Raw genomic sequence first — 23,448 nt, 5'->3', positions numbered from 1 at the left:
ATTGGTGATTGGTGGTTGGTGATTGGGTTAGCAACCTCCCTATCTCCCCTGATTCCGTATTCCCTATTCCCTATTCCCTATTCCCTAAAATTATGACTACTTCATCAGTACCTAACGCCCTATCTACGGTGGAACTCAAGCCAAGTTACAATATCCCTATTGTGTTGGTGCTTGGTTCTATTCCCATATTGCTTTTGCAACCTTGGGTTGGAGGAGCGATCGCACTGCTAGGATTATTTTTAATGTTGCAAGCTGTAACCTTGCGATTTCAATTTACTGCTACTGATTTTGATCTTTACCGGGGTGAAAAGTTAATTCGGCGTTTTCCTTACCGAGAATGGCAAAACTGGCGGATTTTTTGGGATAGAGTTCCCATTTTGTTTTACTTTAAAGAAATCAACAGCATTCACTTTTTACCGATTTTATTTGACCCCAAGACCTTAAAATCTTGCTTAGAAGAACGTTGTCCCAGAATATGAATAGTCAACGGTTGGTAGACTGATAACTGATAACTATAGCAGGAGTCAGGAGTCCGTAGGGGCAAACCCCCCGTGGTTGCCCGAAAAACGCCCGTACTACGGCTATAATTTAGTCGCGTTAATAATTACAATCCTATTTATGAACCCAGAGGAATCCCAAACTCCAAAACCGATAGATGACTGGTGGGAAGAAACGCCGCATGAAATTTCCACAGATGAAAAACAGGCGGAAATATCAGCAAATTTATCGGATGATTCACCATTAGAGACAGAAACATCAACTCCAGCACAACCATCAGCAAAGGAAGTTGATGTAGAGTCTGCAATGATGAACACAGAAACACAAACGTCAAAAACAGTAGAAACAGTAGAAAAAATAGATAATAAATTCCTGGAATCAGAATCAGAATTTAATTCACTATATGCAGTAGCAGCGCAACGAGTAGCTGAGTTACAGGAAACCGAAGCCGCACTCAAAGCAGAAATATCTCAACTGCAAATTACTTACAAAACCCTTCAGGGACAGGTTAGCGAAACTCAAACAGCACTCTCGAAAATGGTGCAAGAGTCCCTTTCATTGTTAGAACAACGTAAACAGGCATTGCAAATTTCTGTAGAACAGCTAGAACGACGACAAGAACGCATTAGAAATGAAATGCGAACGACTTTTGCAGGTACGTCTCAAGATTTGGCTATTCGGGTACAGGGTTTTAAAGATTATCTCACAGGTAGTTTACAAGATTTGGCAGCCGCAGCGGAACAATTGCAACTGGTGCCGGCTGTGAGGGAAAAAGAAAGAGAAAAACCAGCCATAAAAGAGGCGAAAAAAGAATCCAAACCTGTTGAAGAACAGTCTCAGACTTTGCAATTTGCCCAACAACAGTTTCAAGATACAACAAAACAAATTCGCCGTTTAATTGATCAATATCGCAACCAACCAGATTATTATGGTCCTGCATGGCAGTTAAGGCGCACTTTTGAACCTGTTCACGCTGAAAGAGTATCTAACTGGTTTTTTACCTTAGGAGGACGGGGTGCGCTGCGGACAATGGGTAGTCGTTTGCAGAATATTTTGATTGCTTCAGCGGCAATTTCGATTTTACATAAATTATATGGCGATTACGCGGAGCGTAGTGCCGGAGGCGATCGCCTACGTACTCTGATTTTAGCTAATAGTCCCGAACGTTTGGGCGAATGGCGACGGGGTTTACAAGATTGTTTAGGTATTGGTCGTCCTGATTTTGGACCAGACAGAGGTGTGGTATTATTTGAATCACCTAACGCTTTAGCCCAAAAAGCAGATAGATTAGTTAAATCTAATCAAATGCCGTTAATTATCATTGATGATTCTGAGGAGCAAATTAGTTTAGGCTTATTACAATTCCCTTTGTGGTTAGCTTTTGCACCAGATCCGAAAATGATGCGCGATCGAGATTTTGATGATGATTTTTAATTATAGGGAATGGTGACTGGTGATTGGTGATTGGTGACTGGTGATTGGTGATTGGTGATTGGTGACTGGGGAAAAAAATTTTAGATTTTAGATTTTAGATTTTAGATTGGAGTTAACAAAAACAATCCAAAATCCAAAATCCAAAATCCAAAATCCAAAATAAATAACTCCTGACTCCTGACTCCTGATAGCGACTTGTACTGAGCCTGTCCTGAGCCTGTCCTGAGCCTGTCCTGAGCCTGTCCTGAGCGGTGTCGAAGGGCGGTGTCGAAGGGCGGTGTCGAAGGGCGCAGTCGAAGTAAGCGTGGCGTTAGCCATACTTCTGAACTTCTGAACTTCTAATAAAATTATGGCTATTTGGTTGACTTTGTGTGGGGTAGTGGTTTTATTAGCTTACCTTTTGGGTTCTTTTCCCACTGGATATCTTGCAGGTAAGTTATTAAAAGGTATTGATATTCGTGAAGTTGGTTCTGGTTCAACTGGTGCCACCAATGTTCTGAGAACTTTGGGTAAAGGTCCGGGGGCTTTTGTGTTATTTGTTGATTGTTTGAAGGGAGTATTAGCCATAAATCTGGTTTATGCTTTATTCAATTTTGCTCCTGGTTATAATGTCATACCTGCAAATTTAAATGTGCAATTATGGCAACCTTGGTTAGTAACTTTGGTTGGGTTAGGGGCAATTTTAGGACATAGTAAATCAATCTTTTTAGGTTTTACTGGTGGTAAGTCTGTGGCTACCAGTTTGGGTATTTTATTAGCCATGAATTGGCCGGTTGGTTTGGCTACCTTGGGGGTTTTTGGTGTAGTTATTGCTATATCTAAAATCGTTTCTTTAAGTTCTATTTCTGGTGCTGTTGCTGTTTCTATTTTGATGGTGGTTTTCCAGCAACCTTTAGCTTATGTTTTGTTTAGTATTGCTGGGGGTTTATATGTAATTATTCGTCATCGCAGTAATATTGAAAGGTTGCTGACAGGTACAGAACCCAAAATTGGACAGAAGGTAGAAACTGAATCTCAACAAACAGCGTAAATAAAGCCTGGTAATTAATTCCCAGTTTCATGGAATTTGGCTAAACAATGGCTAAACCTTTCAAGTGGACATATAAGGGTAAAGTTTTGGCTATCTAATACTTGGTTTATTTACGCCGTACTGTACTACCATCTTTTTGTGTGGGCATCGCATCTATAGCGTTTCCCAGTCTCATGAGGTACACCCTCATTTATTTACTGCTACCAATTCCCAATTCCCAATTCCCAATTCCCAAAGACAAAAAACTCTGTACCTCACTAACTTGGTAAATGCTATATCTATAGATTTCTTCATTTATTTTTCTTTCTTGGGGGGGCGAAAATTGATAGTTGAGGGGTTGACTCGGCGCTGGGGGCGCGGTACTATTCTAATATAATGGAGTGTTGCTAAAATTTTTAAACTAAGCTACATCCCATTATTAGAGCTTGTAAAGATAACTCTACCAGGAATAAATAAAAAAAGCAATCCCTTTCCAGCCGCCAAATCATAAATTTTTACCTATTTTTGATGCAGTTTCATAATTAAAAATCTATATTAAATTAGAAATTATAAAGTTTTATAACTGATAACTGATTACTAAATGTTGACAAAGATGGTTAAAATAGATAGAAAAGTCTATTTTTACAACCCGTTATGTCTACAGAATCAAATATTGAAGATGTACAAGCACCAATTAATACTGCACCACCGGAAGTTAAACAGATAATTGAGAGAGTTTGTAGGTTAGAAAAATCAAGACTTGCGAGAAAAAGCAAAGGTGCAATTAATGATGATATTTTAGGAATAATCAAAGAAGCAGTGAAAGAAGTGGTGCAGGAATGAAACTAACCTCGATTAAACTTTGTAATTTTCGTTCTTTTTATGGACAGACTCCAGAAATTACCATTGCGACGGGAGATATTAAAAATACTACAATAATTCATGGGAATAATGGAGCAGGTAAAACCAGTTTATTAAATGCGTTTACCTGGGTGTTATATGAAAAATTTACTGCTGCGTTTGCTGCGACAGAACAGTTAGTAAATAAAAGAGCGATCGCAGAAGTAGAAAATGAACAACCTGTAGAATGTTGGGTAGAAGTTGGTTGGGAACATGAAGGAAACCGATACCGAGCAAAACGCACCTGTCGAGTTTATAAAAATGCTACCAACATGGAAGCAACAAAAACAAAATTAATTATTCAAACCGTAGGAGATGACGGTAAATGGTATTTTCCCATTGAACAAGCAGAAGAGATTATCAATAATATATTACCAGCAAGTTTACATCAATATTTCTTTTTTGATGGGGAACGCATAGAAGAAATTGTGAGGTCTGATAAAAAAGCAGAAATAGCAGAAGCAACAGAAACATTTTTAGGAGTGAAAGTAATTGACTTAGCAATTAGACATTTAAAAGAAGCAAAGAAAACCTTAGATAACGAACTTGCTGCTATTGGTGATGCAGAAACTAAACAATTATTAAAAGAGCAAAGTAAACTAGAACAAGAAATGGAAAGAATTAATAAAAGACAAACAGAAATTAAAAAAGAGTTAGAAAATCAACAGACATTTAAAAAAGATATCAGCAGTCGGTTGATAGAACTCAGTGCAGTGCGAGAATTACAAGAAAGACGAGAAAGTTTAGAAACTCAAAAACGTAGTAGTTATGAAGAACTGAAAAAAACTAAAGAAGCACTGAAAAAGATTATTTCCAAACAAGCATACACAGTATTATTAGGTCAAACAAATGCAAATTTTCGGGGAATTATCAGCGAATTAAAACAAAAAGGAGAATTAAAATCAGGAATTTCTAAAGAATTTGTCGCGGAATTAATTCAAACAGGAAGATGTATTTGTGGAGCAGAATTAAAAGAAGGAGGAAATGGACATTTTCACGTTAAATCACTTTTGAAAAAAACCGGATCTTCCTCTGTAGAAGAAACAGCAATTAGAATGGGAGCGCAAGTTGATGATATTGATAAACAAGCGGATATTTTTTGGGATAATGTTAACAGAGAACAAGCAAGAATTAGTCAGATCAAAACCTCACTTTCCCAAATAGAAGGTGAGTTAGATAATATTGAAGAAATCTTGAGAAAAGATCCCAATGAAGATATTAGCGGTTTACAAAAACGGTTAGATGGAATTGAAGGGAAAATTGATGAATTAAACCGAGAACAAGGTGCAAACCAACAGGAAATTTCTCACCTGAAAACAGAAGTTGATGTATTAGTCAAACAAATTGCTAAACAAAAACAAAATGAAGGAAGACAAATTTTAGCACAGCGTCGTATTATTGCAACTCAAGACGCAATTGAAAGATTAACAGAGGTGAAAAATAGACAGGAGAAACAATTTAGATTGCAGTTAGAAAAGCGAGTACAGGAAATATTTTCGGAAATTTCTGTCACTCCTTATATTCCTAAGATTACGGAAAAATATGAACTAACTTTAGTTGAGAATACCACAGGAATAGAAGCACTGGTAGCAGCATCTACGGGAGAAAATCAAATTCTTAGTTTATCATTTATTGCGAGTATTATTGATAAAGTGCGGGAATGGAGTGAAAAACGAAAAATCATGATGGTTCCTGATAGTAGCACTTTTCCTATTGTTATGGATTCACCTTTTGGAAGTTTAGACGCTAACTCTCGTCGTCACATTGCACAAACTATTCCTAAATTAGCAAATCAGTTAGTGGTTTTAGTGACGAAAACTCAATGGAGGGTGGAGGTTGAGGAGGAAATTTTAGAAAGAATTGGTAAGGAATATGTGTTAACTTATTATTCTTCTAAACCTGACTGTGAACAGGATTTTATGGAGGTGAATGGGGAGAAATATTATCTGATTCGTCAAAGTCCTAGTGGTTTTGAGTATACTGAAATTGTGGAGGTGGAAAGGTAGAAGAGGAACGAACCGCTACAGACGCAGAGGACGCAGAGAGAAACAGAAAAAATTATCTGCGTTTATCTGTGTTTATCTGCGTTCTATTTTTTATCTCACGCAAAGACGCAAAGACGCAAAGGGAAGAACGCAAAAGGAGAAAGGAAAAATGGTTGCTATTTCTGATCGGTTTTATTTGACTCCCCAAGAGTTTTTAGAGTGGGAAGAGTTGCAGGAAATTAAATATGAATATCTTGATGGTGAAGTTTTTGCAATGACTGGAGGTACTATTCCTCATGCTGCGATCGCTTTAAATTTAGCTTCTGCTTTGAAAAGTCATTTACGGGGAAGTAAGTGCAGTGCTTTGATGTCAGATGCAAAGGTTGGAGTTTCTGAAAATGGACCTTTTTTCTATCCTGATGTGGTGGTGAGTTGTCATCCTCAAGATAGACAAGCGATTAAGTTTTTGCAATTTCCTTGTTTAATTGTTGAGGTACTTTCTCCGGGTACGGAAGCTTATGATCGGGGTAAAAAGTTTGAAAAATATCGCAATTTTTCTAGTTTACAGGAATATGTTTTGATTGATTCTCAAAAAATCGGTTTAGAATGTTTTAGGTTAAATGATCGGGGTTTTTGGGAATTACATCCTTTTGTTGAGGGTGATGAGGTTCATTTAACAAGTGTTGATTTTCAGTTTCCTTTGTCTTTGATTTATGAGAATGTGGTTTTGGTGGGAGAAAATGAAGAGTTTAAGGATCAAGCAGGTTAATTTTTGATGACAAATATTATCTGCGTCTATCTGTGTTCATCTGTGTTTTATTTTTTTTCTCACGCAAAGACGCAATCTCCGTCAGGAGATCCCGCAGGGTAGACGCAAAGGGAAGAAAGCAAAGTTTTGATTTTAGTTAGTACCATTTGTTGTAAAATATTGGGAGTTGAGATTTTAAGATTATGGCGGAATCTGGTAGAATCAGGGTGGCTAAGGATAAGGCTGATTTGGTGAAGTCTTTAATTTCTTCTGATGGGGGAAATGGTCCTTTTCAAACTTTCGCTGATGTGATTGTTTTTGCTGCTGCTTTGGGGGTTAAGTATAAGAAGCGTGTTCCTTTTGAGGAAGTTTCTAAACGTGAACCATCTCCTATTCCTCAAGAACAGTTTATCGTTAGAAGTTATGATGTAGTTATAAACCTTTTAGCGGTTACTGATACTGAAAATATTTCACTCTTGTCTTTTAATGATGGTAATAATAATGAAATAAGAAATCGTATATTTGAAGAATACGCTAATGGTGGACTTGAAATATTGAGAGGAGAACTTCGTGGTGCTGTAGACTATTCAGAACGTATTTTATTATTTCTACATCATCAACGATTTCCAGAAGAATTTGATGGAGATTTTGATTTAACAAGATTTATTTAATTTCTTCAATTGCTTTGATAACACAGGTTAATAACCAACCAATTATTACCAATATCAACATGATTCAAAACTCTAATATCTCAGAAGATAGAACTTTAGATTACTACTGTAATTGTTTCTCCAAAATTAAAGTATACAAAACAAAAAAAAAGGGAGACGCACTCAACAAACCTATACTGATACTTTCTGTTATGGAGTTAATTAGCAGTGATTTCATGAACGAAAATTATATTTATATTTCAGATACCTTAATCGAAATATTTAAAAAATACTGGAATTTAATGACATCTTCTCCTTTTAAAAGCAGTGATTTTGCACTTCCATTTTTTCATCTTAAAAATGATGATTTTTGGCATTTACAATATAGTTCTGAATATGATGGAGGTCGTCCTCAAACAATTCCTAAATTAAAAAATGATGTTAGTTATGCGTCTTTAGACATAGAATTATTTTATTTGATTAAAAATGAAATAACAAGAAAGGAATTAGTAGATTCATTGGTATCTAATTGGTTTTCACAGGATGGCAACAATATAGATGATATTGCACAAATAAATCAGAATTTTGAAAAAGATTCTTCTTTTATAGATAATGAAGAAAGAAATATCATAGATAATAACCCTGAATATAGTTTAAGAAAAACTTTAGTTAGAAATGCTTTCTTTAGAAAAGCAGTAGTTTCTGTATATAGTTGTCAATGTGCTTTTTGTGGTTTAATGGTTAATCAAAATCTCAATCAAAATATAGTAGATGGCGCACACATAAAACCATTTTCCCAATTTTATGATAGTAGAATACATAACGGTATAGCCTTATGTAAAAATCATCATTGGGCATTTGATAGAGGTTGGTTTGGTGTTGATGATAAATACAAAATTATTGTTAGTAAAGAATTAGAAGAAGTATCTCCCCACGCTAAACCAATAAAAGATTTTCATGGTGAAAAACTCATATTGCCTAAAATAGAGAAATACTTTCCAGATATTGAAGCTTTACAATGGCATCGTCAAAACATTTTTCAGCAATAACTATAAAACTGGTGGTAAACCTACATCTTGCGGATCAACCAACTTTCCATCAAAACCAATAGTATTATCTTCCATCGTTCTCGCATCAGCTAAAGCTTTACGCAATTGTGCAACCTCCATTTTTTCAGTCATTCCCCCCAAAATATAAACCAACAACTTCACCGCTAACTCCTTTCCTGAAACCTGAACCCGCTTTTTATTCGGATCATATAAAACCCCATACCATAAAGAATGGGGAAACTCCATTTCACTAAAACCACCTTGACGATCAAATTTTCGCAACTTCTTAAAGATGGCTTCTAAAGACATACCTTTTTTAAAAACCAAAATTCCCAAAGCTTGCGCTAAAGCAACTTGAGACACCGGACGAAATAAAATATTTGCCTCACCACCACCTTTTTCAAAACTAAAGCGTCTTAAATTTGGTGTATCTTCATGATCTAAAATTTTATAACTGGGAAGACTCGCTAAATAATCAAATAATTCTGTAAAATCTGCAATTCCTTCTTGTAATTCTTCATCATCTGGACGTTGAGGAATTAACCCTTTTTCTAAAGGTTTCCAATGGGGGAATTTTTGCCCTAAATATGTAGTAGACATATCCTGTAAAGCTTGCAGTGTAGTCAAAACAGTAGAATTTTTTGCTACTGTAGCACTATTCCAATTGATACGCGGTTTGCGCTTTTCTTTCTCTGCCAAAAGTGGATGTGTCACCGCAATCTTTCGCGCTACAATTGCAAAACCATCATCTTCATTTAACTGGGTTAATTGACCTTTTGTTAAAGGTGCAGCCATTAAATTTACATGAACAAAAATAGACCTAACTCGTTGTTTTGCTTCTGTATAAGTCTCTCCAGCATTCACCGCACAAATAAACTCAATGCCGATTTTTTCCTGTGGTAAATTTTGCAGATCATCAACATCAATTTGAGAATCATCTATCAATTCTGAGAGAGTAATATAACTATCACTATGAGTTTTATCTTTTTTATATCTTCTCAATTTACCAGTTTGCAGTAATTCTAATAAACCTTGAACTCCCATTAATCTATGCTGACCATCTAAAGCATAAATACTAACATTTTCTTCCGCTACATTTAACAAACCAAAAGAACCATTTTTATCTAGAGGAATAAAATCTGTAGTAGCTTTTTTAGCACGTCCTTCACTATTCCACTCATCTGCTTTTGCATTATCAACCCAAGATTGATTAATTACAACCAATACCGGGGGAAACTTATGGTTTTTTCGTGATGCTAAATATTGTACTAACGCAGCTTGACGCGACCAATCTAACGGACGTTGCTGAACTTCATCAATACTATCTGCATCAATTTCAATATTCTCGGTTTCGGAATTATAATTTTTTTGCAACAGAGGTAATGTAGAAGCAAAATTAACTCTCTTTGCAAACCATTCTAAAGTAACAGAACCCACATAAGCTTCAACACCTCCCATTTTTGTTTGCTGAACTAGAATTTGGTCTTGTTTGTCAAAAAATGTCTTGAGTAATGTAGATAACATCTGTTGACCTTGAGTTTCATTTTCTGTGTACTGTTGAGAAATGTTACAATTTTGTTCAAATTGGCTGTCCATAAGGTTAATTTTTAAAAACTAAGGTGGAGACTGAGTTGCTTATTTTCCCAAAATATTGGATACTAAAAGTATAGTTTTTAAAAACAATTTTTAAAAGTTAATGTAAACTAACTTAGTATAAATAATTTTTGAATTTGCATTTATCTCAATACATATAATCCAGGTACATCTATATAATTACAGGTAGGGAGTCATGACTATAGCACCACAAACAGACAGTAAAAATCAGCAAAATCGTACTGTGGCGGAATTGGTAGACTATATTCAAGTTCTCACCACAGAAATTCAGGAATTATATTGTTTGGATGCGATACCTTGGGTTGTGGGTTATTCTGGGGGAAAGGACAGTACAGCAACGTTACAACTTATTTGGAATGCTATTTCTGGACTTCCACCAGAAAAAAGAACTAAAACTATTCATGTTATTACCACAGATACATTAGTAGAAAATCCTTTAGTTGCTACTTGGGTAAAAAACTCTCTAAAACAAATGAAAATAGCAGCGCAAGAACAAGGAATACCGCTTGAACCGCATCTGCTTTATCCGGCAGTTAAAGATACATTTTGGGTTAACTTAATAGGTAAAGGCTACCCAGCACCACGTAATCGTATGCGTTGGTGTACCGATAGATTGAAAATTAAACCAACTGACAGCTTTATTAGAGAAGTAATTCAAGCTACTGGTGAAGTAATTCTTGTATTGGGTACTCGTAAGGCTGAAAGCGTAAAACGTTCTATAACAATGGCTAAACATAGAGAATGGCGAATACGCGATCACATGAATCTTAATCCTAGTAGACCTAATTCTATGATTTACCTTCCTATAGAAGATTGGCGAACTGATGAAGTTTGGATTTATTTGAATCAGTGGGAAAATCCTTGGGGATATAGCAATAAAGATTTATTTACTATGTATAGAGGTGCAACAGCAGATAATGAATGTCCTTTAGTTGTTGATACTTCTACTCCTAGTTGTGGTGATTCCCGTTTTGGTTGCTGGGTTTGCACAATTGTTAATAAAGATAAATCAATGGAGGCAATGATTCAAAATGATGAAGAAAAAGAATGGATGCAGCCTCTCTTAGATATGCGTAATGAATTAGATATCAGAGATGATAGAAATAAAAGAGATTTTCGCCGTATCTGGGGAGAAGTGCAACTATTTGAACGTAATGTAGATGGTGAAATATCTGTTGAACCAATTCACGGACCTTATACAAAATATTGGCGAGAATATTGGTTAAGGAAACTATTAAAAATAGAAAAACAAATCAGACACACTGCCCCGGAAAACATGAGAGATATCACCTTAATATCTATGGAAGAACTCAGCGAAATTCGCCGGATATGGTTAGAAGAAAAACACGAATTTGATGATAGTTTACCCCGAATTTATCAAGAAGTGACAGGAGAAGAATTTAAAGATCCCCGTCCTGGTGCAGATTATAGCCTACTGGGTAGCGATGAATGGGAAGTATTAGAAGAAATCTGTGAAGGTGACGCAATGCAATTAGAACTAATGGCGAAATTGTTAGATACAGAAAGACAATTTAAGAAAAAAACGCGCCGAGTAGGGATTTTTGATAGTTTAGAAAAATGCTTTGAAACCAGTTCTCGTTCTCAACAAGATGCTATTGATTATGCCCATTTTAAAAGAGACTTACGACAAGCAGCAAGTGAAGGAGATATAGCCACAATTCGCGCAGCATTTAAACAATTAAATATCGGTGAAACAGCAGAAAAAGAAGAGAATGAACAACCAAATAAACCAGCAAATTTTGCGAGTATGAAATTTAAGAAAAAAGAGGAGTAGATTATGTTACAAACATTACCACAACTTATAGACTTAGAAGAATTTCTTGACTGGTATCCAGATGGATATGGACGGTTTGAATTACATGATGGAGTCATTTTTGAAATGCAAACGACGGGAACACATGAACAGGTATCAGGATTTTTAGCACAGAAATTAAGTGTACAAATCGAACAAAATAACCTACCTTATTTTATCCCCAGACAATGTATTATTAAACCAGTAGATTCTGCCAAATCTGGTTATAATCCCGATGTCATTGTTTTAGATTGGAACGTCATTAATAATGAACCTTTATGGAATAAACGTTCTACAATTACCCAAGGTGAAACGGTCCGTTTAGTAATTGAATTAGTTAGCACAAATTGGCAAGATGACTATTTAATCAAATTAGCTGAATATGAAAAATTAGGTATTTCTGAATATTGGATCACTGACTATCTAGGTTTAGGTGGAAGAAGATATATTGGTAATCCTAAACAACCAACAATTTCTATACATAATTTAATTGAAGGAGAATATCAAGTTAGTCAATTTACAGGAAATGATGTGTTAATTTCTGCGGCATTTCCTAACTTGAATTTAACAGCTAATCAAATTTTTAGAATTGGTGATAAAAGGTAAAAATAAATCCTTCATTTCTCGTTCTAGAAATTGGCTTCTCTGTGCCTCTGTGGTTCGTTTAAAAAACTATTAATTTTTAAATTTTAACTCTCATGATCTTCCTAGAACTCGTACTGCAAAACTTCGGTCCCTACGCTGGTAGACAAGTCATCAACCTTGATCCCAGAATAGATCAAGATAATATTCGCCCTATCATCCTTTTAGGAGGAATGAATGGTGGCGGAAAAACAACATTAATGGATGCTATTCGCCTCGCATTATATGGACAACGCGCCCAATGTTCTACTAGAGGAAACTTGAGTTATAATGATTTTTTAACTCAATGTGTCAATAGTCAAGCTGATACCATTAATAAAACCCGAATTGAATTAGTTTTTGAACACATCGAAGACGATAAACCAATTCAATATCGTGTAGTGAGAACTTGGGAAAAAAATCCCAAAGACGGTAAAGACTCATTAGGAATTTTAGGAAAAGATGAAACTTGGCCTGTTGATTCTTTAGCTACTATTTGGGATGAATATATAGAAAATATTCTCCCTTTAGGTATTTCTAATTTATTTCTGTTTGATGGGGAACAAGTAAAAGAACTTGCAGAACAAGAAATACCACCTGCTGTAGTTGTAGATGCTATTAATGGACTTTTAGGATTAGAATTAGCTGATAAATTAGCAGTAGATTTAGAAATATTAGTGAATCGTAAAAAAAAGGAAACTGCTGATAAACAAGATTTAGCTAAATTAGAAGAATTAGAAAACCGTTTAGCAGAACAATTACAAAAAGAAAATAATAAACAAAAAGAATTAGAAAAATTAGAAACAGATTTAAAAGATTTAAAAATTCAATATGATGAAGCATTAAATAAATATATTTCTGAAGGTGGAAAACTCGCTGCTGAACGTAGTCAACTAGACACCCAAAAAGAAAATCAAGTTCAAAATGCAGAAAATATCCGTAAATCATTACGTGAATTAGCGGAAGATGTGCTACCATTAGGGTTAATTCCTAATTTATTATCCCAAATTCAAACCCAAGGGGAAAAAGAGTTAAAATTTCAACAAATGCAATTAGCAAAGGATGTGTTAATTGCTAGAGATCAACGTTTACTAAATTTGCTCAATCAGCTAAATTTAGAATTAGAGAAAATTAACAGTATTCAAAATTTCTTAGTTGAAGATATTGATAAATTATATGCTGTTAATTCATCTACAGAAACCACTTGGTTAAATGCTGATGAAGAAAGTTTAACTTTGTTAGATAATCTCGTCTATCGTTTACAAATTGCCAAAAATACAGCTAATGCTAAAATATTAGAACTGCAAAATTACGAAGAACAAATACTCACCATAGACAGACAAATTCAAACAGCAGCAGCACCAGAAGCTTATGCAGAATTACAACAAGCTAGGGAAAAAGCCGAAAGAGAATGGAATAAAGCAAATAGTAATGTAGAGTTTTTAAAACGTCATTTATTAGAATTACAAGCAACAATTGAAAAAACCAAAAAAGAACTAACTAACTATACTAGCGATAGTTTGAAATATCAAAGTACAGAACATTTAATTAATGCAGTCACTAAAGTACAAGCAACCTTAAAGATATTTAGAGAAAAATTGACATTAAGGAAATTGAATAAATTAGAAGAAGAAGTAAAAAACTGTTTTCTTTATCTTCTGCATAAATCAGATTTAGTTCATAGAATTGCCATTGATGCCCAGACATTTAGTATATCATTATATGATTTAAAAGGAAAACCAGTACCTAAAAATCGCCTATCAGCAGGAGAAAAACAACTATTAGCGATCGCCTTCCTTTGGGGTTTAGCAAAAGTATCAGGAAAACGTTTACCCGTTGCTATTGACACACCACTAGGAAGACTCGACTCATCCCACAGAAACAACCTAGTAGAAAGATACTTTCCCGCAGCGAGTCATCAAGTAATCTTACTTTCCACCGACACAGAAATAGCCAAAAAAGAAGTAGAACTCCTGAGAGAAAACGAAGCGATCGCCCGTGAATACCTCTTGCAATATAACTCCGGTAAAAGAGAAACTACAATAAAAGACGGTTATTTTTGGTAGAATATCATCTAGTATTTCACAAAGTTAAATATGACAACTCCCTTACTACCAACCTTACAAAAACTTCCCACCAACTTACCCCTAGAAGGTGCGATCACAATAGAAATACAACAAGGAACACCAATATTTCGCGCCTCCGTTTTCTGAATCGCTTAGTGCGTAATATTGCCCAAAATCAAAATATTACAAATATATAACAGTAGTAGTTCGTTAATCAAAAATCATGGAATCACCAATAGAACGTATTAGACTATCCCAAACAGCCAAAGATCAACTACTCAAACTCAAACGCAACACCAAAATAGAACAATGGAACATCCTATGCAGATGGGCGTTTTGTCGTTCCCTAGCAGAAACCGCCCCCCCATCACCCGTACCCATCCCCCAAGATAGCAACGTAGAACTAACCTGGAAAGTATTTGGGGGAGAAATGGCTGATATATTGCTATTGGCATTGAAACAACGTTGTCACAACGACGGTTTAGACACAGATAAAGAAACCCTCATCACCCAATTTCGTTTACACCTACATCGAGGAATAGGATACTTAGCCGGAGATCCAAATATTAAGAGAATTGAAGATTTAATAGAAATGGCAACAAAAAAAGTAAAATCCTGATTTTACAACGTTCAGACGTATCTAGACATGAACTACACAATAGTCATGTCAACAGCAACAATGGTAAAAAAATTTTTAATACATGAACCCAGTACAATCGCTATTAAAAGTATTCGGTAGCCGCAAAATGGCGGCTTTATTATTACTAGGTTTTTCCTCTGGTTTACCCTTATTTTTAACCAGCAAAACCTTACAAGCATGGATGACCATTGAAAAAGTAGATTTAACTGCCATTGGCTTATTTAGCCTTGTTGGTTTGCCCTATTCCTTAAAATTTCTTTGGTCGCCCTTGTTAGACTGGATTAAACTGCCCTTTTTAGGCAGGAGACGGGGTTGGTTAATTATCTTACAAATAGGGTTATTAATAGCGATCGCCTGCATGGCCTTACAACAACCCAAACAAGCCCTACAACTACTAGCCATCAACGCCGTAGCCATCGCCTTCCTCAGTGCCACCCAAGACATAGCCGCCGATGCCTACCGCACCGACATACTCGAACAACTAGAAATGGGTGCAGGTGCAGCCGTATTCGTTTTAGGTTATCGCATAGCATTACTACTCACAGGCTCATTAGCCCTCATCCTAGCTGATAAAATACCTTGGTCTTCAATCTACTTATTAATGGCAGTGGCTATGGCAGTAGGTATTATAACCACCTTATTTGCACCAGAACCAAAAGAAACCATCCCACCAGAATCTTTAACCGCAGCCGTCATCTTACCCTTTGGTGAATTTTTTCAGCGTCAGGGCATAGTTTACGCCTCTTTAAGTCTCCTGTTCATAGTCTTATATAAACTCGGCGACTCCTTTGTGAATAATATGTCCACGCCGTTTTTGCTGCAAACAGGCTTTACTCAAACCGACATTGGCGCAATTCAAGGTGGCATGGGACTAATAGCCACCATAGTTGGTACACTGGCAGGAGGCGCATTTTTGAGTAAAATTGGGTTGAATCGTTCACTTTGGGTATTTGGTGGGTTGCAAGCAATCAGCAACTTAGCTTATCTTTTACTTGCACAAGTTGGGAAAAATTATCAGGTTCTCTTACTCACAATCAACATCGAAAACTTTTGTGCAGGATTAGGAACAGCCGCCTTTGTTGCTTTTTTAATGAATATGTGTAATCAGCGTTATTCCGCCACACAGTATGCTTTACTTTCTAGTTTTATGGCCGTCAGTCGTGATATTCTAGTTGCGCCAGCAGGTTGGTTAGCAAAAACTACAAGTTGGCCTTTATTTTTTGTGATTAGTATTGTTGCTGCTATACCGGGACTACTCCTATTACCTTTCTTTGCCCCTTGGAATCCCAAACCAGTGACAGCAACCAGACCAGGACTTGAAGAAGAAGAGGATATATGGGAAACCAAGTAGTAATTCTTGTCGGTACATTCGTCCTCGTTGTCACAGGTTTATTACTGGGCTACGTACTCTCACAATTAGTTTTAGGATATCTTATCTTTAGCCCCCTCACTCTCCTGGGAACAATCAGCTTAGTTCTAATTTTTGGCACACTCTACTACGTTTTATTTTGGCAACTAAAAAGAGAACAGTTACAGCCCTCCACTCCCAGCCTACCTAATCAGGTAGACGAAGAAATTACAGGTAACTACCTCAAAAACCGACTCATTGCCAGATTATCCGGTGACGTAGCCGCAGCCGAAAGATTAATCGAACAAGCCAAGCAAAATTATCCCGGAATGCCAGAAAATTGGTATTGTGAACGAGTCCTGGATGATTTGGATCGGGATGCACGTTAACCTTTAGTTTTTCCTGCCTCCAAACTCGCTAAAATAAATTAAGAAAAATTTACATTAACTGGTTTTCCACCAGTTACCTCATTATTTACAATCCCGAATATGGCTTTTTTTCGTCAATACATCGCCCCCCTACTCGTAGTTCTAGTATTTTTGATTGCCCTAGTCGCAGTCAGCGCCCGGATTTTCCTACCCTCCGACATGGCCGCACCCGCACCCATTGGAGTGATAGTTAGTAATTTGTAAACAAGGGAACAGGTGACTGGTGACTGGTGACAGTAAAGAAAACTTGAGATTTTAGATTTTAGATTGGAGATACTCAAAACAATCCAAAATCCAAAATCCAAAATCCAAAATTGAATCGCCCCATGCCCAATTTTGACTTTCCTTTGGACGGCTATTCTATTCGCCGAGGTTCTACCTTAGACAAAGCACTATTGGTTAAGTTTATCCAGCGTACTTACCAAGAACTATTTCCTACTCAAGATTTTTCTCACCTCGCCTGTACAGTGGAACAATATTTCTCCACTGACACCCCTTTGTGGTGGGTATATGAAACTCAGGGAACAGGGAACAGGGAACAGGGAACAGAAGGCAGGAGGCAGGAGGCAGGAGGCAGGAGGCAGGAGGCAGAAGGCAGGAGGCAGGAGGCAGAAGGCAGGAGGCAGGAGGCAGGAGGTAAATATTTCTTCCCAGTCACCAGTCACCAGTCCCCAGTCACCAGTCCCCAGTCCCCAGTCCCCAGTCCCCAGTCCCCAGTCCCCAGTCCCCAGTCCCCAATCCCCAGTCCCCAATCCCCAATCCCCAGTCCCCAATCCCCAATTCCCAATCCCCAATCACCAGTTCCCATAGCCTGTCTTTGGGCAGGTAACGCCATAGACCAAGTTACAGGCGATCGCCATGCTCACATATTCTTGCTTTATGTTGTCCCTTCCCATCGTCGTCGGGGGATAGCTAAGGCATTAATGCAGCATATAGAAAACTGGGCAAAACAAAGGGGCGATCGCCAAATCGGACTCCAAGTATTTACCTCTAACACCCCCGCCCTCAACCTTTATCAAAATCTTGGTTATCAAACTCAATCCCTATGGATGATAAAATTCATTAGGTGATTGGGGACTGGTGACTGGGGACTGGGGACTGGTGACTGGGGACTGGTGACTGGTGACTGGGGACTGGGGACTGGTGACTGGGGACTGGTGACTGGTGACTGGGGACTGGGGACTGGGGACTGGTGACTGGGGACTGGTGACTGGGAAGAAATATTTACCTCCTGCCTCCTGCCTCCTGCCTTCTGCCTTCTGCCTCCTGCCTCCTGCCTTCTGCCTTCTGCCTCCTGCCTTCTGCCTTCTGCCTCCTGCCTCCTGCCTTCTGCCTCCTGCCTCCTGCCTTCTGCCTCCTGCCTCCTGCCTCCTGCCTTCTGCCTCCTGCCTCCTGCCTTCTGCCTCCTGCCTTCTGCCTCCTGCCTCCTATATAATTACTTTTTAAAAAATATTATGTACGACGAAGACGATATAAACCTACTTGATAACGAAGCTGATTTAGAAAGCCCCCTAGACAAAATAGAACCTATTACCCCTGAATCAGAAATAGTTAAACCTGATCCAGAGGCAATGTTAGCACTCTTGGAAGATCCTCAATCCCAGCAACGAATGTTAGCCGCCCGTGCATTTTGTGATATTCAAGATGAACGAGCCATACCCCATTTAATTCGCTTATTAACCGATTCTTGTCCTTTAGTTAGAGTTAGCGCCTCCTATGCCTTGGGACGTAACCCCAGCCCTGATGCTGTTGAACCCTTAATTAATCAACTTAACTGCGATTTTAATGGCTATGTCAGAAAAGGTGTAGTTTGGGCTTTAGGCAACTGCCGCGATCGCCGTTCCTTAAACCCCCTCATAGATGCCCTCAAAACCGACATTTCCGCCGTCCGTCTCTGGTCTGCCAGCGCCCTCGCCCAAATGGCAACTCTGGGTTATGAAGTAGTTATTGGTGCAATACCTCCCTTAATTGAAGCCCTTGTTCAAGACCCCATACCCGCCATCCGTAGTAACTGCGCTTGGGCAATCGGTCAACTGTGTAAAGAATTACCTTCTAATGTAGTCTATGCTACAGCTATAGACGCATTAATTCAAGCCTTTGCTGAAGATAAAGATTTGGGTGTCAGAGAAGATGCCAAAGCTTCACTGCTGGGAGTTGGTGATCCCCGTGGTTTGCAATTAATTGAAACCCTAGAACAAGAAGGATGGTTTTAGGTAATTGACAATTGACAATTGATAATTGACAATTTTAGATTGGAGTTCAGAAAAACAATCCAAAATCTAAAATCCAAAATCCAAAATCGGCAACTCCCAATCAATCTCAGGTTTACCCCAACCACTTAAAGCTGAATTAATAGCTGAAAAAGGTTTACTACCAAAAAAACCATTACGTGCAGAAAGGGGTGAAGGATGAGCAGATTTAATTACTAAATGTCGGCTAGTATCAATTAATTTCAGCTTCTTTTGTGCATAACCACCCCACAACACAAACACCACCGGATCGGATTTTTCATTAACCTTTTGAATCACTGCATCAGTGAAAATTTCCCACCCTTGATTTTTATGGGAATTTGGTGTGTGCGCCCTCACAGTTAACACCGCATTTAACATCAATATACCCTGTTTAGCCCAATTCACCAAATAACCATGATTGGGAATATCACACCCCACATCCGCTTTCAATTCTTTATAAATATTCATCAGTGATGGTGGTGGTTTAATCCCCGGTTTCACAGAAAAACATAAACCATGAGCTTGGTTTTCATCATGGTAAGGATCTTGTCCCAATAACAAAACATTTACCTCTTCATAAGACGTTAATTCAAAAGCTGAAAAAACATCTTCTTCTGGTGGATAAATATTATAAGATTGTCTTTCCTCACTTAAAAACTCTTGCAGTTTATTAAAATAAGGTTTCTCTAATTCCTCTGCTAAAATTGATTGCCAAGAATTAGGCAATTTAACATTTTTCTCTATCAATTATCCTCACCTCATAATTCATACATAATGATCAAAACTCTTCCCAGTCAACAATCACCAATCACCTATTCTTCAGGACGTTCTATATCATCTTCCCCTAAATATTCACCATTTTGAATTTCTAGAATTACTAAAGGAATAGAACCAGGATTTTCTACCTTATGCAAAGTTGCAGCAGGTACATAAGTTGACTGGTTACTATTTAACAATATTTCCTCAACACCACAAGTTACTTTGGCCACACCAGAAACTACAACCCAATGTTCATGACGATGATAATGGATTTGTGGTTTAATACCGTGTCTAGGTTTAATTTCCACCCGACTAATTCGATAATTTTCCCCCTCTTCTATGACTTCTACATGACCCCAGTAACGTTCCCCTGAATGGGAAGAACATTTTTTAATATTGGACTTCATCTCATTCTCATGCTGACTCATAACTGATTTACTACCTGGTTTAATTGTTATACCTATACAATTTAGCTGTGTAACAGCTTATGAGAATGTAGTTCATTTACCTAAAAATCACCATTAAATTTATATTAAATATCGATATTTTCTAGATAGATAAAGTTTTATTAGAGAACACAAATTGTTCAAATTATAGTGCTGACAAGTAATGGATTTATAATGGCGATCGCACAATTTACATTTTGCATAATCATGCTTTCAGTAACTTCAATCTCTAGACAAACTGGCTCTAAATTATTAATTTATATCAAGTTAATAATTTTAGAGCTTAAATCTGATTGATTAAATTCAATTACTGATAATATCCGCAGGATTAACATAAATAACCTAACGAACTGTTAACCCTGAGTTAGAATTGATTACTTTCCTCTCACCGTACCGCAATAACCTTTCTATAGTTAACAACTGATTTTCCCATACTTTAACTCGATAGTGATTTTCCTTTGCTGCTGTACCCATCCAAATTTTAAATTGAGTCTGAAAACGAACGATTGGTGATGTACTACTGACAACTGATAACTGATAACTGATAACTGATAACTGTCTACTGACAACAAGTATTGATTAATTCCTCAACTCCCGCAACTGGGAATATACTGATATTCAACTGACGCGATACTTCTTCTACTGTCATATCATCTAAAAATATTAACTCACCATGTTTGAGCATGACACTAGGTAATAAAATACCATCTCCTAAATCTTGCCCTTTTAAATGATACAGTAAATCATGTCCGGTTAATAATCCGGTAACACTGATATTTTGCCCCCAATAATCACTATATAAAGCACGCATTTTTACATCCAAACCTTCTACATTATTTAACTGTTTAACCAGTGGTTTAAATGCCGTTTCCACTGCATTACCTACCACCCAAGTTAATTTTTTTGCAGGAAAGATTTTTGCTGGTAATAATTCGTTAGCTGCATGGGCAAATTGTTTAATAAATAAGCGAATAGAACCCACACCATTATCTAGTTGTGGATATTCTTCATATTCCGCTTCACTTGGTAATTCTGCACCAGCAATTAAAAACCATTCATCCGCTAACCAAGCTACATTAGAACCATATTTTTGTTTAAATTCTTGGCACAGTAATTTCACTTGAGAAATTACTTCTTTGGCTTTTTCTCTTGTTACAGGTACGAGTTCATCTTCTTGAGGACGAAATCGCGTTAAACCAACAGGAACAACTGCTACTGATGCTACTGCTGGTATTTCTCCTGTATGAAATGATGTCAAATCTCTTAATGTTTTTTCTAGATGTTCACCATCATTTATTCCTGGACAAACTACTACTTGAGCATGAATTTGTAACCGTCTTTCTTGAAACCATTTAAGTTGTTGTATAATCTGCCCAGCACGGGGATTTTTTAATAGTCTAGTTCTCACTTCTGGTTCTGTCGCATGAACAGAAACATATAAGGGAGATAACCGCATTTGTTCAATGCGTTGCCATTCTTTTTCTGGTAAATTTGTTAAGGTTAAATAAGAACCATATAAAAAACTCAACCGATAATCGTCATCTTTTAAATATAAGCTGGAACGTTTACCAGGTGGTTGTTGATCAATAAAGCAAAATGGACAACGGTTATTACATTGAATTAAATTATCAAATAAAGCCGTTGCAAATTCTAACCCTAAGTCTTCATCATAATCTTTTTCAATTTCAATTTGATGAGTTTTACCGCGAGTATCTAATACTTCAAGTTCTAAAAATTCATCTGCACACAAAAACTGATAATCAATTAAATCACGTGGTTTTGTACCATTAATGGCAACTATCGCATCACCAACTTCAAAACCAATTTCAGCAGCGATGGATTCGGGTAGCACCTTGGTAATTTTTGCAGGTTGAATGGTAGACATATATTAGGGAATAGGGAATAGGGAATAGGGAATAGGGAATAGGGAATGGGGAATGGGGAATAGGCAATGGGGAATGGGGAATAGAAGGTAAAAGGCAAAAGTTAATATTCTCTCCCTGACTCCTGACTCCTGGAAAATTATCCTTGCCAACCGTTGGCGATCGCTAATAAAATAGCACAACCAAAAGCTAATCTATACCAAACAAACACAAATGTATTTTTTGTTTGTAAGTACCTAATCAAAAATGCAATTGATAAATAAGAAAAAATAAAGGTGGAAACAATCCCTATAACTAATAATAAAACTATATTATCTGGTAATTGCCCTTCCTGAAACAACTGAAAAATTTTCAAACTTTTATATAAGGTAGCTATCGTCAAAGTAGGAAACCCTAATAAAAATGAAAACTTTGCTGCTGTATCACGTTCTAATCCTAAAAATAAGGCTGTAGTTAAGGTTGAACCAGAACGAGAAACCCCAGGAATTAAAGCTAGAGTTTGTCCTAATCCTACCAAAATACCATCCCGAATTTGTAAGGAATCAAAACCACGCTTGCGAGTTCCAACCTTTTCTGCCAAACCCAATAAAATCGACATGATCACTGACATTATAGCAATGACTAATGCACTTTCAGGTAAAACATCTTTTAACAGAAAACCCAAAATTAATGCCGGCATTGTTCCTACAGCAATACCCACCAATATTTTCCATTCTTCTCGTTGCCAATCTTGATCTTGAAATGCGGCAATTGCACCTGTAACAATACTAGAAATTTGTGACCAAAAATATAATAATATCGCTATCACACTACCAAATTGAATCGCATCCACAAAATCTTTAGCACCTAGTTCTTTCCAAGCAAATACTTTGGTGACTATTAACAAATGTGCTGTACTACTAATCGGTAAAAACTCTGTAATACCTTGCACAATACCTAAAATAAAAGCTTGCAACCATTCCGGGGTAACTTGTTTTGTATTTTCTGCTACGGCCAGCAAATGGGATGATAGTTGGGATGATAGTAAATATATACTACTTGCTTCTAAAATTGTTGTCATTAACCAGACTCCCAAAATGGATGTGTAATTTTAACAAATTATCCAACCTGATCCGCTATTGTCATCAGTTTTTCCGGGCAAGATTTTTTTGGGGACTGGTGACTGGGGACTGGGGACTGGGGACTGGTGACTGGGGACTGGTGACTGGGGACTGGTGACTGGGGACTGGTGACTGGGGACTGGTGACTGGGGACTGGTGACTGGGGACTGGGGACTGGGGACTGGTGACTGGGGACTGGTGACTGGGGACTGGTGACTGGGGACTG

Annotated in this window: 23 protein-coding genes and 3 pseudogenes; 19 read left to right on the top strand and 7 right to left on the bottom strand. The window is 37.2% G+C overall.

Annotated features, from left to right (window positions below):
- The first annotated feature begins 92 nt into the window (after positions 1–92).
- On the top strand, positions 93–479 hold the full coding sequence (locus H6F45_RS19785; protein WP_190348160.1) for a DUF3119 family protein: 387 nt from the start codon (positions 93–95) through the stop codon (positions 477–479).
- A gap of 139 nt (positions 480–618) precedes the next feature.
- A complete protein-coding gene (locus H6F45_RS19780) occupies positions 619–1,932 on the top strand; it encodes a DUF3086 domain-containing protein (protein WP_137666595.1) in 1,314 nt (437 codons plus the stop codon).
- 87 nt (positions 1,933–2,019) lie between these two features.
- Here H6F45_RS19780 and H6F45_RS19775 read toward each other — a convergent pair whose 3' ends face one another.
- Positions 2,020–2,250 carry a hypothetical protein gene (locus H6F45_RS19775; RefSeq protein WP_190348159.1) on the bottom strand — a complete coding sequence of 77 codons (231 nt, stop codon included), beginning with the start codon at positions 2,248–2,250 and terminating at the stop codon, positions 2,020–2,022.
- A gap of 31 nt (positions 2,251–2,281) precedes the next feature.
- On the opposite strand from H6F45_RS19775, the gene plsY reads away from it, so the two are divergent.
- The 6 genes from plsY (at position 2,282) to H6F45_RS19745 (ending at position 8,273) form a co-directional block, all read left to right on the top strand.
- Positions 2,282–2,962, top strand: a complete 681-nt coding sequence (plsY, locus tag H6F45_RS19770; protein ID WP_096567835.1) for a glycerol-3-phosphate 1-O-acyltransferase PlsY — start codon at positions 2,282–2,284, stop codon at positions 2,960–2,962.
- A gap of 633 nt (positions 2,963–3,595) precedes the next feature.
- The gene (locus tag H6F45_RS19765) at positions 3,596–3,784 is read left to right on the top strand and encodes a hypothetical protein (RefSeq protein ID WP_096567837.1); all 189 of its coding nucleotides are present in this window, start codon (positions 3,596–3,598) and stop codon (positions 3,782–3,784) included.
- Complete coding sequence (locus tag H6F45_RS19760) at positions 3,781–5,847, top strand: AAA family ATPase (RefSeq protein ID WP_190348158.1); 2,067 nt, start codon at positions 3,781–3,783, stop codon at positions 5,845–5,847. The genes H6F45_RS19765 and H6F45_RS19760 overlap by 4 nt, the downstream gene beginning before the upstream one ends.
- A gap of 148 nt (positions 5,848–5,995) precedes the next feature.
- A complete protein-coding gene (locus tag H6F45_RS19755) occupies positions 5,996–6,595 on the top strand; it encodes a Uma2 family endonuclease (protein ID WP_190348170.1) in 600 nt (199 codons plus the stop codon).
- Between the two features lie 182 nt (positions 6,596–6,777).
- The gene (locus H6F45_RS19750; protein WP_190348157.1) at positions 6,778–7,245 is read left to right on the top strand and encodes a DNA phosphorothioation-associated protein 4; all 468 of its coding nucleotides are present in this window, start codon (positions 6,778–6,780) and stop codon (positions 7,243–7,245) included.
- Positions 7,246–7,304: 59 nt separating this feature from the next.
- Positions 7,305–8,273, top strand: a complete 969-nt coding sequence (locus H6F45_RS19745; protein ID WP_190348156.1) for an HNH endonuclease — start codon at positions 7,305–7,307, stop codon at positions 8,271–8,273.
- On the opposite strand, the gene H6F45_RS19740 is transcribed toward H6F45_RS19745, so the two are convergent.
- Entirely contained in the window at positions 8,274–9,869 is a 1,596-nt protein-coding gene (locus tag H6F45_RS19740) for a DGQHR domain-containing protein (RefSeq protein ID WP_190348155.1), read from the bottom strand.
- 193 nt (positions 9,870–10,062) lie between these two features.
- Between H6F45_RS19740 and dndC the strand changes: the two genes are divergently transcribed.
- The 11 genes and pseudogenes from dndC (at position 10,063) to H6F45_RS19690 (ending at position 19,016) form a co-directional block, all read left to right on the top strand.
- Positions 10,063–11,682 (top strand): DNA phosphorothioation system sulfurtransferase DndC, encoded by a 1,620-nt coding sequence (gene dndC / locus H6F45_RS19735; protein ID WP_190348154.1) that lies wholly within the window; start codon positions 10,063–10,065, stop codon positions 11,680–11,682.
- Between the two features lie 3 nt (positions 11,683–11,685).
- Positions 11,686–12,306: a Uma2 family endonuclease gene (locus H6F45_RS19730; protein WP_190348153.1), complete on the top strand. Its 621-nt coding sequence runs from the start codon at positions 11,686–11,688 to the stop codon at positions 12,304–12,306.
- A gap of 92 nt (positions 12,307–12,398) precedes the next feature.
- Positions 12,399–14,387, top strand: a complete 1,989-nt coding sequence (gene dndD, locus H6F45_RS19725; RefSeq protein ID WP_190348152.1) for a DNA sulfur modification protein DndD — start codon at positions 12,399–12,401, stop codon at positions 14,385–14,387.
- Positions 14,388–14,610: 223 nt separating this feature from the next.
- The gene (dndE, locus tag H6F45_RS19720) at positions 14,611–15,006 is read left to right on the top strand and encodes a DNA sulfur modification protein DndE (RefSeq protein WP_096567859.1); all 396 of its coding nucleotides are present in this window, start codon (positions 14,611–14,613) and stop codon (positions 15,004–15,006) included.
- Between the two features lie 82 nt (positions 15,007–15,088).
- A complete protein-coding gene (locus H6F45_RS19715) occupies positions 15,089–16,378 on the top strand; it encodes an AmpG family muropeptide MFS transporter (RefSeq protein ID WP_190348151.1) in 1,290 nt (429 codons plus the stop codon).
- Positions 16,363–16,764, top strand: a complete 402-nt coding sequence (locus H6F45_RS19710; RefSeq protein WP_187041731.1) for an ABC transporter permease — start codon at positions 16,363–16,365, stop codon at positions 16,762–16,764. The genes H6F45_RS19715 and H6F45_RS19710 overlap by 16 nt, the downstream gene beginning before the upstream one ends.
- A 99-nt stretch (positions 16,765–16,863) precedes the next feature.
- Positions 16,864–17,007: a hypothetical protein gene (locus H6F45_RS19705; RefSeq protein WP_187041732.1), complete on the top strand. Its 144-nt coding sequence runs from the start codon at positions 16,864–16,866 to the stop codon at positions 17,005–17,007.
- 122 nt (positions 17,008–17,129) lie between these two features.
- Positions 17,130–17,318, top strand: a pseudogene (locus H6F45_RS19700) (GNAT family N-acetyltransferase); the annotation flags it as partial.
- Between the two features lie 288 nt (positions 17,319–17,606).
- Positions 17,607–17,873: pseudogene (locus tag H6F45_RS19695) on the top strand (GNAT family N-acetyltransferase); the annotation flags it as partial.
- Positions 17,874–17,999 (top strand): hypothetical protein, encoded by a 126-nt coding sequence (locus H6F45_RS27100; protein ID WP_277877002.1) that lies wholly within the window; start codon positions 17,874–17,876, stop codon positions 17,997–17,999.
- A 258-nt stretch (positions 18,000–18,257) separates the two neighbouring features.
- On the top strand, positions 18,258–19,016 hold the full coding sequence (locus tag H6F45_RS19690; protein WP_096567867.1) for a HEAT repeat domain-containing protein: 759 nt from the start codon (positions 18,258–18,260) through the stop codon (positions 19,014–19,016).
- A 66-nt stretch (positions 19,017–19,082) separates the two neighbouring features.
- Here the strand turns inward: H6F45_RS19690 and H6F45_RS19685 are convergent, their stop codons facing one another.
- From H6F45_RS19685 to H6F45_RS19665, 5 genes and pseudogenes are all read right to left on the bottom strand, one after another.
- Complete coding sequence (locus tag H6F45_RS19685) at positions 19,083–19,781, bottom strand: uracil-DNA glycosylase (protein WP_096567868.1); 699 nt, start codon at positions 19,779–19,781, stop codon at positions 19,083–19,085.
- A gap of 65 nt (positions 19,782–19,846) precedes the next feature.
- The gene (locus tag H6F45_RS19680) at positions 19,847–20,221 is read right to left on the bottom strand and encodes a phosphomannose isomerase type II C-terminal cupin domain (RefSeq protein WP_096567870.1); all 375 of its coding nucleotides are present in this window, start codon (positions 20,219–20,221) and stop codon (positions 19,847–19,849) included.
- Positions 20,222–20,798: 577 nt separating this feature from the next.
- The gene (locus H6F45_RS19675; RefSeq protein WP_137669410.1) at positions 20,799–22,124 is read right to left on the bottom strand and encodes a TIGR03279 family radical SAM protein; all 1,326 of its coding nucleotides are present in this window, start codon (positions 22,122–22,124) and stop codon (positions 20,799–20,801) included.
- Between the two features lie 137 nt (positions 22,125–22,261).
- A complete protein-coding gene (locus tag H6F45_RS19670) occupies positions 22,262–23,182 on the bottom strand; it encodes an undecaprenyl-diphosphate phosphatase (RefSeq protein WP_096567876.1) in 921 nt (306 codons plus the stop codon).
- 38 nt (positions 23,183–23,220) lie between these two features.
- Positions 23,221–23,448, bottom strand: a pseudogene (locus H6F45_RS19665) (hypothetical protein); the annotation flags it as partial.

Source organism: Sphaerospermopsis sp. FACHB-1194 (assembly GCF_014696235.1).
Lineage (GTDB): Bacteria > Cyanobacteriota > Cyanobacteriia > Cyanobacteriales > Nostocaceae > Sphaerospermopsis > Sphaerospermopsis kisseleviana.
This window is presented reverse-complemented; position numbering and strand designations above follow the sequence as displayed.